This window comes from Streptomyces sp. NPDC008092 (genome assembly GCF_042957285.1).
Taxonomy (GTDB): Bacteria; Actinomycetota; Actinomycetes; order Streptomycetales; family Streptomycetaceae; genus Streptomyces.
The window spans coordinates 765,210-778,789 of sequence record NZ_JBIBHY010000002.1 but is presented as its reverse complement, the minus strand read 5'-3'; the positions used below and the strand labels follow the sequence as shown (position 1 = coordinate 778,789).

The 13,580-nt window shown below is 70.6% G+C and carries 8 protein-coding genes; 2 read left to right on the top strand and 6 right to left on the bottom strand.

Annotation, left to right across the window (positions count from 1 at the left end):
• Positions 1-301: 301 nt before the first annotated feature.
• Positions 302-1,468 carry an alpha/beta fold hydrolase gene (locus ACFZB3_RS08265; RefSeq protein WP_391371570.1) on the top strand — a complete coding sequence of 389 codons (1,167 nt, stop codon included), beginning with the start codon at positions 302-304 and terminating at the stop codon, positions 1,466-1,468.
• A gap of 105 nt (positions 1,469-1,573) precedes the next feature.
• Here the strand turns inward: ACFZB3_RS08265 and ACFZB3_RS08260 are convergent, their stop codons facing one another.
• The 6 genes from ACFZB3_RS08260 to ACFZB3_RS08235 all read right to left on the bottom strand — a co-directional run bounded on the left by ACFZB3_RS08260 (position 1,574) and on the right by ACFZB3_RS08235 (position 10,620).
• Positions 1,574-4,807 carry a TIM-barrel domain-containing protein gene (locus ACFZB3_RS08260; RefSeq protein WP_391372074.1) on the bottom strand — a complete coding sequence of 1,078 codons (3,234 nt, stop codon included), beginning with the start codon at positions 4,805-4,807 and terminating at the stop codon, positions 1,574-1,576.
• A 59-nt stretch (positions 4,808-4,866) separates the two neighbouring features.
• Positions 4,867-5,856: an ABC transporter permease gene (locus ACFZB3_RS08255; RefSeq protein ID WP_391372070.1), complete on the bottom strand. Its 990-nt coding sequence runs from the start codon at positions 5,854-5,856 to the stop codon at positions 4,867-4,869.
• 38 nt (positions 5,857-5,894) lie between these two features.
• Positions 5,895-6,857 (bottom strand): ABC transporter permease, encoded by a 963-nt coding sequence (locus tag ACFZB3_RS08250; protein WP_391371568.1) that lies wholly within the window; start codon positions 6,855-6,857, stop codon positions 5,895-5,897.
• A complete protein-coding gene (locus ACFZB3_RS08245; RefSeq protein ID WP_391371565.1) occupies positions 6,850-8,367 on the bottom strand; it encodes an ATP-binding cassette domain-containing protein in 1,518 nt (505 codons plus the stop codon). Before ACFZB3_RS08245 ends, ACFZB3_RS08250 begins: the two co-directional genes overlap by 8 nt.
• A 1-nt stretch (position 8,368) precedes the next feature.
• Positions 8,369-9,463, bottom strand: coding sequence for a substrate-binding domain-containing protein (locus tag ACFZB3_RS08240; protein WP_391371562.1), 1,095 nt, complete (start codon positions 9,461-9,463; stop codon positions 8,369-8,371).
• A 143-nt stretch (positions 9,464-9,606) separates the two neighbouring features.
• On the bottom strand, positions 9,607-10,620 hold the full coding sequence (locus ACFZB3_RS08235) for a substrate-binding domain-containing protein (RefSeq protein WP_391371559.1): 1,014 nt from the start codon (positions 10,618-10,620) through the stop codon (positions 9,607-9,609).
• Positions 10,621-10,778: 158 nt separating this feature from the next.
• On the opposite strand from ACFZB3_RS08235, the gene ACFZB3_RS08230 reads away from it, so the two are divergent.
• Positions 10,779-13,406, top strand: coding sequence for a PA14 domain-containing protein (locus tag ACFZB3_RS08230; protein WP_391371556.1), 2,628 nt, complete (start codon positions 10,779-10,781; stop codon positions 13,404-13,406).
• Positions 13,407-13,580: the final 174 nt, after the last annotated feature.

Here is a 13,580-nt window from a genome sequence, read left to right as displayed (position 1 = left end):
GAGTCACTCCGCCCCATCTGCGATGCAGTATCTCGGTATGCGCACTTTTCCTCGCCGTGCCGACGAGTCGACTCATTGAAACAGCACTCCTTTCGCACGCTTCGCGACTGCGGACCCACCCAGGAATTCTTCAGGGAGATCCACTGTGTCCGAATTTCTTCGTCCGTGCTCCCGCAGGAAGTTCATCTCCGTGTCCGCGACCGCGGCGACCGCCGCGACAGGGGGATTCGGGCTGCGAGCCTGGAGCATTTCCGGAAAGCCGGAATCGCCGAGCGAGAGGCAGAGCATCCGCCCCTTTCGCGTGGACGTCCCGGAGCAGGACCTGGCCGAGCTCCGCCGACGCATCAAGGCGACACGATGGCCCGACCGCGAAACCGTCCATGATCAGTCCCAGGGCGTCCAACTGGCCACGATGAAGGAACTCGCCCACTACTGGGAAACGGCCTACGACTGGCGGAAGATCGAGAAGACGCTCAACTCCCTGCCGATGTACATGACGGAGATCGACGGACTCGACATACAGTTCATCCATGTCCGCTCCCGCCACAGCGACGCCCTCCCGGTCGTTCTGACCCATGGCTGGCCGGGCTCCATCCTGGAGTTCCTTAAGGTCATCGGGCCGCTCAGTGACCCCACCGCCCACGGGGGGCGTGCCGAGGACGCCTTTCACCTCGTCATACCGTCGATGCCCGGATACGGCTTCTCGGAGCGGCCGACGACCACCGGCTGGAATCCCGACCGCATCGCGCGTGCCTGGGCCGTACTCATGGAGCGTCTGGGATACCGGCACTACGTCTCCCAAGGCGGGGACTGGGGCGCGGTGATCTCCGACAGGATGGCCGTGCAGAAGCCCCCCGGATTGCTCGGAATCCACGTCAACTTCCCGGCCACCGTCCCGCCGGACATCGCGAAGAAGCTCGCCTGCGGTGACCCGGTACCCGCCGGTCTCAGCCCGGACGAGAAGGCGGCCTACGGCCAACTGGCCACCCTCTACAAGACCGGATCCGGCTACTCGGCCATGATGGTGACCCGCCCGCAGACCGAGGGATACGGGCTGACGGACTCGCCCGTCGGACTGGCCGCCTGGATGTACGACAAATTCGCGGCTTGGACGTACAGCGGCGGCCACCCCGAGCGCGTACTCACCAAGGACGAGATGCTCGACGACATCACCCTCTACTGGGTGACGAACACCGCGGTCTCCTCGTCACGTCTCTACTGGGAGAACAACGCCAACAACTTCAACGCGGTGTCCGTGTCCGTCCCGGCCGCCATCACGGTGTTCCCGGGCGAGATCTACCAGGCCCCACGCAGCTGGGCGTCACGCGCCTACCACGACCTCTTCTACTACCACCGTGCCCGCAGCGGGGGCCACTTCGCGGCCTGGGAGGTCCCGGGCATCTTCACGGACGAACTCCGGGCCGCGTTCGCACCACTGCGCGGATCCCGGCGGTCCGCCGGCAAGTAGGCGCCCACCTGGCACGGGGCCGACACTGCCTTGCGGACCGCCGGACTCGGCGGTCCCCCACGGCGCCGGGGCCCGATCAGGACCCCGGTCACCGGCCCCGCCTCGCTATCTGTACGAGACGGCCGTGGCCACGCGGATGCTCCGTGGGGGCATGGTGATCCGCAGTACGTGGGTGCCGGCGTCCCAGTGCCAGGCCGCGGTCGCCAACCGGGCACCGTCCGCGCTCACTTGACTCGGTGCTGCGCCGACTCCGAGGAAGGACACCGTCCAGGTGCGGCGGGTCGTCTGTCCGGGGAAGGTTCCCCTGGCGGGTGCGATCTTCAGCAGGTGGGTCCCCTTGTGTTCGGCGTAGCGGATCCGGGTGGTTGCCGCACGGCCGGGGTCCGAGGTCGTGCCGTCGTCCTCGTAGAGGGAGAACGCGCCGGACGTTCCCGGGGCCACGGTGACGCTGACCTTGTCGAGCGGGCTCCGGCTGTCGTTCGGCACGTTGTCGGACCGGGTCGCGACGATACCGCCCGCTCGGACGAAGACCGGCATGGTGTCCAGGGTGGTCGCGATGTCGTACGTGGCTCCGCCGGCGGGTGCGGTGTAGGTGCGGCCGGTGAAGTAGTCCGTCCACCGGCCCGGCGGGAACCACACCCGCGTGGTCGTGTCGGTACCGGGGGTGGTCACGGGGGCGACCAGCAGGTCGGGGCCGTAGAGGTACTCGCTGTCGGCCTCGGTGTAGGCGTTCTCCTCCTCCGGGTACTGGAGGTACAGGGGGCGGACGATCGGGGTGCCGGTGGTGCCCGCCTCGTGCGCCAAGGTGTACGTGTACGGCACGAGCGCCTCGCGCAGCCGGAGGAACTTCTCGGCGGACCCCTGTGCTTCGGGGCCGTACTGCCACGGCAGGCGGTCGCTGTGGTTGCTGTGCAGCCGGTCGACGGGCTGGAAGGTGCCGAACTGCACCCAGCGTGCGTACAGGTCGTCGGGCAGTCGGGTGGTGAGGCGGGTCTGGCCGTTCGAGGTGTACGTCTCGGATCCGGGGATGCCGTACCCGTCGTTGTGGCCGCCGATGTCGTGGCTGACGGCGGCGAGGCCGGTGGCGGCCGACTCCCCCGGTGTGTAGCCGACCTCGGCGCGCAGGGTGCCCCAGTTCGAGGTGGTGTCACCGGTGAAGTGGAGGGTGCTGCGCTTGTCGGCCCAGGGGCCGGTGGGCAGGCCCACCCCACCGCTGTAGCCGCCGGCCTGGAGGGAGCCGTAGGCGCGGGACAGGACGAAGCCGCGGTCGCCGGTCTCGGAGGAGGTGAGGTCGGCGTACTTCTGGTTGATCCATGCGTCGGGGGTGGCTCCGGACCGGGAGGAGCGGGAGGCGTCGCAGCACCAGTCGAGCCACCAGAAGTCGTTGCCGGCCTGGTCCATCGGCCGGTGCAGGTCGAGGTAGGCCTTGAGCTGGTCGGGGTCGCCGAAGTCGAAGGTGTAGCAGTCCGGGCCCGCGCCGCCCGCGCAACCGCCCTTGCGCAGCCTGCCCTTGGCCGTGGCCTGGGCCGTCGCGAACTGCGGGTCGGTGCCGAGGATGCTGGGGTGCACGTTCAGGGTGTTGTGCAGGCCTTGGCCGGCGGACCAGTCGAAGAAGGCCCTGGGGTCGGGGAACTTGGCCGGGTCGAAGTTCCAGCCGCTCCAGGTGTTGGGCGACTTGAAGTCGGTGTCCGTCACCAGCACGTCCAGCGGGACGTCCGCGGCGCGGAACGCGGGCAGGACGGTGTTCTCGTAGTCGCTCGCGGTGCGGTCGATGTACTCGGAGTACCAGACGCCGTAGGCCCAGCGGGGCAGCAGCCGGGACGGCCCGGTCAGGGTGGCGAGGTCGGACAGGCCCTGTGGGTAGTCGTGTCCGAAGGCGAAGAGGTAGCCGTCCTGGTAGGGCCGGCCGCCGTGGGCGGGGCGGGGCGTGGCCTGCTCGGTGCCGGTGTCGTAGAGCGCGGAAGGGGTGTCGTCGAGGAGGTACCAGCCGTCCCGGTGCAGGAGACCGGGTGTGGTCCAGGGGGTGGGGTCGGTGTCGCCGTTGAGTCCGTCGAGGCTGCGGCGGTAGCCGCCCAGGGCGAGGTGGGGTGCGGGGGCGGGCTCTCCTGGCCGGCTGAGGGCGAGGGTGTCCAGGTTGACGTGGCAGCTGGTGGACTCCGGGCAGCCCAGGGTGACTTGGTCGGTGCCCGCCTGCAACTCGACGGGCACGGCGGCCGTCTGCCAGGTGTCCCAGTTGGCGGTGGCCGGGAGCGTGAGGGTGGTGTGGGAACTCCCGTCGCCGGTGCCGACGTCGATCGTGCGGGGCTGGTGCAGGCCGTCGCCGCCGGTGCCGTTGGCGTACCGCAGGTTCAGCAGGTAGGTGCCGTCGGCGGGCACACCGGTGATCCGGTCCGAGACACCGGAACCCTGATTGAGTTCGGCGGTGAAACCGTAGCCGGCCTGGCCCCGGTGATCCGTGGCGATGACGGCGGACCCCGACAGGAGGGCGTCCTCGGCCTCGCAACTGGTGCCGAAACGGCAGCCGTCGACCGTGCTCCGGGCCCGGTCGGGATAGGTGGCACCGGAGTCGAGGAGGGCGAGGCTGTCGATGTTGACGCTTCCGGAGTCGGCGGCGGCGCGACGGAGTCCGACGGTGTGGGGGCCGGCGCCGAGCGTCAGCGGCAGGCGGGCCACACCCCAGGTGTTCCAGTCCGGGGTCGCCGGAAGCGTGAACGTCCGGTCGGTGCCGCCGTCCACGCTGAGGCTCAGGGTGCGTGTCTCGTGCCGGCCGTCGCCGCCCACCGCGTTGGCGTAGCGCACGGCGATGTCGTAGGTGCCGGCGGACGGTGCCCGCACGTCCGCGGCGAGGGAGTTGCCGTCCACCTCGAAACCGGCGAGGAAGCCCTTGCCGGTGAAGCCGCCGTGGTCCGTGGCCAGGCCGGGACCGTCGTACTGCTGGTCCTCCGCCTCGCACAGGGAGCCGACGGTGCACACGTCGTGGTGCCAGGGTGACGCGAGCACCGGCGTCGGACCCGCCGTGAAGGACGTCGTCAGGTTGTCGGCGTCGAAGGGTCCGGAGCCGATGCGGTAGCGCAGGGTCATGGCGCTGGTGGTGATGGTCAGGACACCGCCGCTGACGGACGACGTGTACGGGGGCGGGGTGAAGGAGTCCCGGCCGACGGCGTTGAAGGTGGGGCTGTCCTCGAAGTGGCCGTCGCCCGCGTACTCCGTCCTGATCAGGGTCGGCGACAGGACTTCGAAGCGGGCGTCCCGCACGGTCACGGCGGAGTGGCGGGCCGCCCGGCTCCCGGCGTCCGCGGCCGCTGCCGCCGGGCCCGGGCCGACCAGGCAGAGCCCCAGAGCCGCCAGGACCACGGCGAGAGTGCCCGGTCTGCGGAGGGTTCTCGGCAAGGAAGGTTTCACAGCACTCTCCGTCTCCGGCCCAGCCAGGTCTGGGCGACCACCACCACGGCCAGGAACGCCCCGCTGACGACCTGCTGGTAGGCCGAGTCGAGCGAGCCGATCTGGTTGATCACGTTCTGGATGACCTTCAGCAGCAGCACCCCGACGAGGGAGCCGCTCACGAAGCCGGAGCCGCCGCTGAGCAGGGTGCCGCCGATGACCACGGCCGAGATGGCCTCCAGCTCCATGCCGCTGCCGAGGATCGTCACACCGGACAGCAGCCACGCCGCGTTGAGCGCGCCGGCGAGCCCGGCGCACAGGCCCGAGAGCGTGTACACGGAGATCTTCGTACGGGCCACCGGCGTGCCCATCAGGGCTCCCGCGTCCTCGTTGCCGCCGACCGCGTAGACGTACTGCCCGAACCTCGTCCGGCGCAGCACGACGGCGCCGAGCACGAACAGCGCCACGGTGATCCACACGGGCACTCCGATGCCGACCAGGGAACCCTGTCCGAGGGTGGCGAAGAAGGAGTCCTTGTCGACGAGATACGTCGTCGAGCCCTCGTCGGTGACGGCCAGCAGGATGCCCCGGGCGCCCAGCATCGCCGCCAGGGTGACGATGAACGGCGCGAGCCGGACCCGTGCGATCAGCACTCCGTTGACGAGGCCGATCAGTCCGCAGACGGCGAGCGGCAGCAGCAGCGCCACCGCCGTGCCGTACCGCGAGCCCCAGGCGGCCAGGACACCGCCGAGGGCGAACAGCGAGCCCACCGACAGGTCGATGCCGCCGGTGGTGATCACGAACGTCGTGCCGAGGGCGACCACGGCGAGGAACGCCGAGGACAGCGCCATGTTCTCCAGGTTGTCGCCCGTCAGGAAGGTGTCGAAGCTCAGCGACGCCACGGCCATGGCGGTCACGAGGGTGACCAGGGCGCCGTGCTGCTGCGCGAGCCCGCTCAGCCGCTCGGCGCGGTTCGCGCGTCCGGAACCGGCACCCCCACGGCTCATGGCGTCGGCCGGCGTTCCGGCCTCTTCGGTCCGCGTGGTCATCGCCTGCCTCGTTCCCGGGCCGCGTAGACGGCGAGGACGATCACCACGGCCTGGGCGATCTGGGTCCACGACGGCGGCAGATCGTGCTTGATGAGGGTGGTGGTGAGCAGCTGGACGAGCACGGCGCCCGCGGCGGTGCCGCCGATGCGCACCCGCCCGCCGCTGAGCGGGGTGCCGCCGACGACCACCGCGGTGATGGCGGACAGTTCCATCAGGGTGCCGAGGGAGGTGGGGTCGCTCGCGGCGAGGCGGGCGGTGGCGAGCACACCGGCGATCGCGGCGAGGGCGCCGGAGCAGACGTACACCACGACCAGGACCCGGCGGACCGGGAGTCCGGCGAGCCGGGCCGCCGGGCGGCTGTCGCCGACGGCCAGGACCTGCCGTCCGAAGGTGGTACGGCGCATCACGAACGCGACCAGCACGGCGAGCGCCGCGGCGATGAGGGCCAGGTAGGGCACGCCGAGGACGTCACCGGAGCCGAGTGCCGCAAGTCCCGGGTCGCGTACGTCCTTGAGCTGGGGCAGCAGGACCAGGGCCAGCCCGCGGGCGCCGACCATCAGGGCGAGGGTCGCGACGATGGGCTGGACGCCCACGATCGCGATCAGCGTGCCGTTGGCGACGCCGACCACGGCACCGGCGAGGACCGCGATCAGCGTGGCGGTCCAGGGCCCGTAGCCGAGGTAGAGCGAGAGCAGGGAGGTGGCCAGTGCCATCACCGAACCCACCGACAGGTCGACGCCCTCGGTGCCGATCGTCAGGGCCATGCCCAGGGCGACGATCAGGACCGGGGCGACCTGGACCGCCTGGGTGCGGAAGTTCTCCGCGGAGGCGAAGTGGGGGGTGAAGGCGAAGTTGAACAGCAGCAGCGCCAGGACGCCGGTGTACACGCCGTAGTCCTGCAGCAGGCGCAGCAGCCGGGCGCGGTCCAACGTGCCGCGCGCCAGGGCGAGTTCAGTCATCGCTCCCTCCGACGGGTTCGGCGGCGACGGCGCGCATCAGTTCGTCCTCGGTGACGTCGTCACCGGTCAGTTCGCGGACCACGGCGCCGTCCTTGAGGACGACCACCCGGTCGCTGCCCTCGATCAGTTCCTCGGTGTCGGAGGAGATCAGCAGTACGGCGAGGCCGTCGTCGGCGAGTTCGTCGATGAGGGCCTGCACCTCGGCCTTGGCGCCGACGTCGATGCCGCGGGTCGGCTCGTCCAGGAGCAGGACCTTCGGGTGCAGGGCGAGCCAGCGGGCCAGCAGGACCTTCTGCTGGTTGCCGCCGGAAAGTTCGCCGGCCTTCTGGTGCGCTCCCGCGGCCTTGATGCGGAGCCGCTTCACGAACGTCTCCACGATCCGGTCGACGCGGGCGTCGTCGACGAGGCCGAAGCGGGACAGCCCGGGCAGCGCGGCGAGCGCGATGTTCTCGCGGACCGACAGACCCGGCAGGATGCCCTCGCTCTTGCGGTCCTCCGGCAGCAGGCTGATGCCGGCCCGGATGGCTGCGGCGGTCGAGCCCGGCCGTACCGGTACGCCGGCCACGACGACCCGGCCGGTGTCGGTGGGCAGGGCCCCGGCGATGGCCTTCGCGGTCTCGCTGCGGCCGGAGCCCAGCAGCCCGCCCAGGCCGACGACCTCGCCGGGACGGACCGACACCGACACGTCCCGCAGCTGGTGACGGACCGTCAGCCCGGTTGCGCTCAGCACCGGTTCGGCGTCGGTGCCGTGCGCGCCGGAGAACCTGGTCATGCCGTCCGCGCGCACCTCGCCGATCTCCCGGCCGAGCATCATGGCCACCAGCCGCAGCCGGTCCAGTTCGGCCAGCGGGCCGGTGTGCACGACGCGGCCGTCGCGCAGGACGGTGATGGTGTCGCAGAGTTCGTACAGCTCGTCCATGCGGTGGCTGACGTAGACGACCGCGACACCCCGCTCGCGCAGCATGCGGATCACCTCGAACAGGGTCCGCACCTCGCGTGGTTCGAGGGAGGAGGTCGGTTCGTCCATGATGACGACGCGGGCGTCCACCGCGACGGCGCGGGCGAGTGCGACCATCTGCTGCGCGCCGACGCCGAGTTCGCGCAGCGGCCGGTCGACGTCGATCCGGATGCCGAGTGCGCGCAGCGCCTCGTCGGCCGCGCGGCGCATGCGCCGGAAGTCGATCAGGCCCAGCCGGCCGAGCGGTTCGCGGCCGAGGAACAGGTTGCGGGCCACGCTCATCAGCGGGACGAGGTTGACCTCCTGGTAGATGGTGGAGATGCCCGCCTGCTGGGCCTGCAGCGGTGTGGTGAAGCGGGCGGGTTCTCCGTCGTACGTCACCTCGCCACGGTCGGGCCGGTACACCCCGGTGAGCACCTTGACGAGCGTCGACTTGCCGGCGCCGTTCTCGCCGACGAGCGCGTGCACGTGTCCGGCGCGCGCGGTGAAGTCCACGCCGGACAGCGCGCGCACGCCGGGGAAGCTCTTGGACAACTGGGTGACCGAGAGCACGTCAGTAGGCCTTGCCGAGGTCCGACCGGGCATTGCCCTTGTCGTAGGCGCTGTCCTTGATAACGATGTCCTGCCCGACCTTCCCGCCCTTGGTGAAGGTGTCGAGGGTCCGGAAGGCGAGCGGTCCGAAGCGCGGGTTCGACTCGATGACCGCGTAGATCCAGCCGTCCACGATGCTCTGTACGGCGTTGCGGGTTCCGTCGATGGTGACGATCTTGACGTCGCCGGGCTTCTTGCCCGCGCCCTTGAGGGCGTTGACGGCGCCGAGGCCCATCTCGTCGTTCTCGGCGTAGATCCCGGTGATGCCGGGCTTGGACTGGATGAGGTTCTCGGTGACCGACTGGCCCTTCTCCCGGGCGAATTCACCGGTCTGACGGAACACGACCTTCAGGCCGGGCGCCTTCTCCTTGATACGGTCCTCGAAGCCCTCGGTGCGTTCGGTGGTCACGTTGTTGCCGGCCGCGCCGAGGAGGACGGCGATCTCGCCCTTGCCGCCGGTCGCCGCGATCATCTGGTCCGCGGCCCGTCTGCCCTGCTCGGTGAAGTCGGAGCCGATGAAGCTCACGTAGTCCTTGCAGGCCGTCGCGTTGATCTTGCGGTCGATGGTCACGATCGGGATGAGCCTGGCGGCCGCGGTGCGCAGCACCGGCTCCCAGCCGTCGGAGTTGAGCGGTGCGATGACCAGCAGGTTCGCGCCCCTGGTGATGAGGTCCTGGACGTCGCTGATCTGCTTGGAGAACTGCGACTGGGCGTTGGCGGTGAGGAGTCTGACGCCCTGCGCCCTGGCCTCGGCCCTGATGGAGGCGGTCTCCGCGATCCGGAAGGGGTTGGCCTCCTTCTCGGACTGGGAGAAGCCGACGGTGGCGGTCCTCAGGTCGAGTTTTCTGCCGCCGTAGGCGTCGACGGTGCAGGTCGGGCCGGAGGCGGTGCCGGGCGAGGCGACCACCTGGCCGGCGTCCTGCTGTGCGGCGGAGGGCTTCGGGTCCGGGGCGTCCTCGGACTTGGTGCAGCCGGCCGCGAGCGCGAGGCTCGTCACGAGGCCGGCGGCGAGGAGTGTGCGAGCGGAGGTGCGACGGGCAAGTGCGGTGGGCTTCATGGGGGTCCCCAAACGGCACGGCCCCGGAGCTGAGAGCGCTCTCGGGGGAGGCTTGCTCTTGCGTCAACTCGGCGTGCTCGTCGTTCAGGGGAGGTTTTTACATCGTTGGAAGGGGCGTGTAAAGCCTTCCGTCCGAAATCTCGTCACCGTCGGCCCAAGGTGCTCTCCCGCTCCACCAGCTCGAATTCCGCGGTCAGTTCGCGTCCGCCGGGCTCCGCGCGGCCCGCCAGGCTGCGCAGCAGCGAGGCGACGGCCATCCTCGCGATGGCCTGCTTGTCCGGTGACACCGTCGTCAGGGTGACGGCGCCGAAGCACCCCTCCGCGATGTCGTCGAAACCCACCACGGCCACGTCCCAGGGCACCCGCAGCCCCCGCTCGTGCAGCACCCGCATCGCGCCGATCGCGATCAGGTCGTTGAAGGCGAAGACGGCGTCCGGACGCACGCCGGAGTCCAGCAGTTCGGCCATCGCCCGCGCGCCGTCGTCCCGGTCCCAGCCGCCGACCGGCACCACCAGGCCGTCCGGCGCCGGCACCCCGGCCGCCGCCAGCTCCGCGCGCCAGCCGTCGAGGCGCAGGTGGGCGGGCCGGTTCACGGAGTCGGTGCGCACGCCGAGGTAGGCGATCCGGGTCCGGCCGCGGCCCAGCAGATGACGCACCGCGCACCGGGCCGCCGCCACGTTGTCGATCGCGATGTGGTCGAAGGGCAGGCTGTACTCGCGCTCCCCGAGCAGCACCAGCGGCACGTCGTCCGGCCGCCCCCGCAGGTCCTCGGCCTCCAGGGCCAGCGGGCTGAGGATCAGCCCGTCGATCACCCCGCCGCGGAAGCCCTGGCTGACCAGGATCTCCTGTTCGCGCTCGCCCCGCGTGTGGTCGAGCAGGACGGTGAACTCGTGCTCCGCGGCCGCGTCGATCACCGCACCGGCCAGCTCCGCGAAGTACGGGTTGCCGAGTTCGGGAACGGCGAGCGCGATGATCCCCGTCCGGCCCTTGCGCAGGTGACGTGCCGTCAGGTTGGGCCGGTAGCCCAGCTCGTCGATCGCCGCCTGCACCCGGGCGCGCATGGCCGGGGTGACGTGCGGATAGTTGTTCACCACGTTGGACACGGTCTTGATCGAAACGCCCGCGCGTTCCGCCACGTCCCTCAGGCTGACCCGCAAGGGATCTCCTCAGCTTCGATGAGTGCCCCGCGCCACCGGGGATTGTCATGTCCCTGGACACAGGCCGAGAGCCGTGCTCTCATGCCAACTGCCGTTCCTTCCAACGTTGTACAGACAGAAGCAACGAGCCGCCACCCTTCCTCACCCAAGGAGGATTCGTGCGCATCAGACCCCTCGGGCAACGCCTCACCCTGCTGCTCGCCGCGGCACTGGGCCTGGCCGGCCTCACCGCGCCACCCGCCGCCACCGCGGCCTCCGTCTCCGCCCCCGCGGCCGACGATCCCGTCGAAGTCCACGGCCTCAAGGGCGACTACTACACCCAGTCCGCCCCCGGCGCCTTCGACTTCCACGAGCTCAAAGCCACCGGGTTCGACCCGAACCTCGACTTCGACACCCTGGAGCCGCGCCTGAACTTCGCCACCGGCCAGTCGGACGACGTCAGCGTCCGCTGGACCGGGAAGATCGTCCCGGCGAAGACCGGCCCCACCACCTTCTCGATCATCGGCGACAACGGCTTCCGGCTGTGGGTGGACGGCCGGCTGGTCATCGACCACTGGGTCGACGACTGGGACATCGAACAGACCGGCCAGCCGGTCGAGTTGACCGCGAACAAGGCGTACGACATCAAGGTCGAGTACTTCGAGCACTACGGCGGCTCCAACCTCCACCTGCGCTGGACCCCGCCCGGCGGCACCAAGGCAGCCGTACCGCAGTCCGCGTTCCGGCTGCCCGACGGCTTCGACTACGACGGCGCCGTCTCCACCGAGGTCCAGGCGAGCGGCCGTACCCTCGCCCTGGAGTTCGCACAGCCGCTCGGCGCGCCGCCGGCCGGTCTCGGCGAGCACCTCGACGCCGTGATCGGGGGCGCCGCCTGGCCGCTGGGGAAGGCCCGGCTGGACCCCGCCGACCCCCGCAAGCTGCTGATCACGCTGAAGGAGCCCGTCGTCGGCAACAGGACCGGCACCGCGTCGGGTCTCGCCGACGTGCGCTACGACGGACAAGGTGGCCTGGCCCGCACGGATGGCAACGTTGTCAGCTCCTTCTGGAGCAGCGGTGCCAACAGATCGACGTACGAGTTGCGCACCAAGTGGGCCGACCAGGTCGGCCCGGACAACGCCCACCCGGAGTACCCGAGGCCCCAGCTCACCCGCAGCTCCTGGCAGAACCTCAACGGCACCTGGCAGTTCGCCGCGGCCACGGCGGGCGAGCAGCCGCCGGTGGGCAGGAAGCTCGGCGAGAAGATCCTGGTTCCCTACCCCGTGGAGTCGCAGCTGTCCGGGCTCGAACGGCACGAGGACCGCATGTGGTACCGGCGTACCTTCACCGTCCCGGCCGGCTGGAGGATCGGCTCCGGCAAGCGGCTGCAGCTGAACTTCGGCGCGGTCGACTGGCGGGCAGAGGTGTACGTCAACGGCACCAGGGTTGCCGAACACCAGGGCGGTTACGACAAGTTCAGCGCCGACGTCACCGACGCCCTGAAGCCCGGCCGCACCCAGGAGCTGATCGTCGGCGTCTACGACCCCACCGACGCCGCCGACGGCGAGAACCCGCCGGTCGGCAAGCAGCGCCTGGACCCGAGCGGCATCTGGTACACGCCGACCTCCGGAATCTGGCAGACGGTGTGGATGGAGCCGGTGGCCGCCGACCACGTCGACCGCCTCAGGCTCACCCCGGACGTCGACGCCGGCACACTCACCGTCGAGCCGCAGGGTGTCCGCGACGGCCTGCCGGTCACGGCGACGGCCTACGCGGGCAAGCGCAAGGTGGCCACGGTCACCGGCCGCAGCGGCACACCGCTGACCCTGCGCCTGCACGACCCCCGGCTGTGGTCGCCCGACGACCCGTACCTCTACGACCTGAAGGTGAGCGTCGGAGCCGACCGCGTCGGCAGCTACTTCGGGATGCGGTCCGTCGGGGTCGAGAAGGTGAACGGCGTCCCCCGCACCCTCCTCAACGGCAAACCGGTCTTCATGATGGCCACCCTGGACCAGGGCTTCTGGCCTGACGGCCTGTACACCGCCCCGACGGACGAGGCACTCGCCTACGACCTGAGGATGCACAAGAGCATGGGCTTCAACGCGGTGCGCAAGCACATCAAGGTCGAGCCCGACCGGTGGTTCTACTGGGCCGACCGGCTCGGACTGCTGGTGTGGCAGGACATGCCCGCGATGACCGCCGGAGTGAACCCGTCCGCGCAGGCGCGCGCCGAGTACGAGCGCGAGATGAAGCAGATGATCGACGAGCACTACAGCAGCCCGTCGGTCGTCATGTGGGTCACCTTCAACGAGGGCTGGGGCCAGTACGACATGGCCCGCATCGCCGACCAGGCCAAGTCCTGGGACCCGACCCGGCTGGTCGACTCCATGTCCGGGCTCAACCTCGGCGAGGACGGCGGCACCGGCGACATCATGGACGAGCACGGATATCCCAGTCCGGCCCTGCCGCCCCACCCCGACGGCCGGCGTGCCCTGGTCAGCGGCGAGTACGGCGGCCTCGGCCTGGCCGTACCGGGACACGCCTGGTCGGTGCAGCAGTCGTACGTCGACGTCGACCCGGCGACCTACACCGACGACTACCTGGCCAAGCTCGCCGAGGTCCACGCGCTGGCCTGCCAGGGCGGCAACGGCGCGGTGTACACCCAGATCTCGGACGTCGAGGGTGAGCTCAACGGCCTGCTGACGTACGACCGCAGGGTCGTCAAGCCCGACGTCCAGCGGCTCAGGACGGCCCAGCAGGCGCTGATCTCCGACGCCTCACGGGCCACCCCGGCCGGGTGCGCGCCCTGACGCCCGGCCGGAGCCGGCGAACGCCTCCCCGCGCCGCGCCGAGTCTCCCGCGCCATCCGTAGGAGGAGTGCGGTCCGCCGCCGCCCGAACGGCGGCGGACCGCCCCGGCTGCTGCGCACCCTATGGACACGGCCCCCGGTCCGTGCTGTCATGCCGATTGGTCTCTACCTTCCA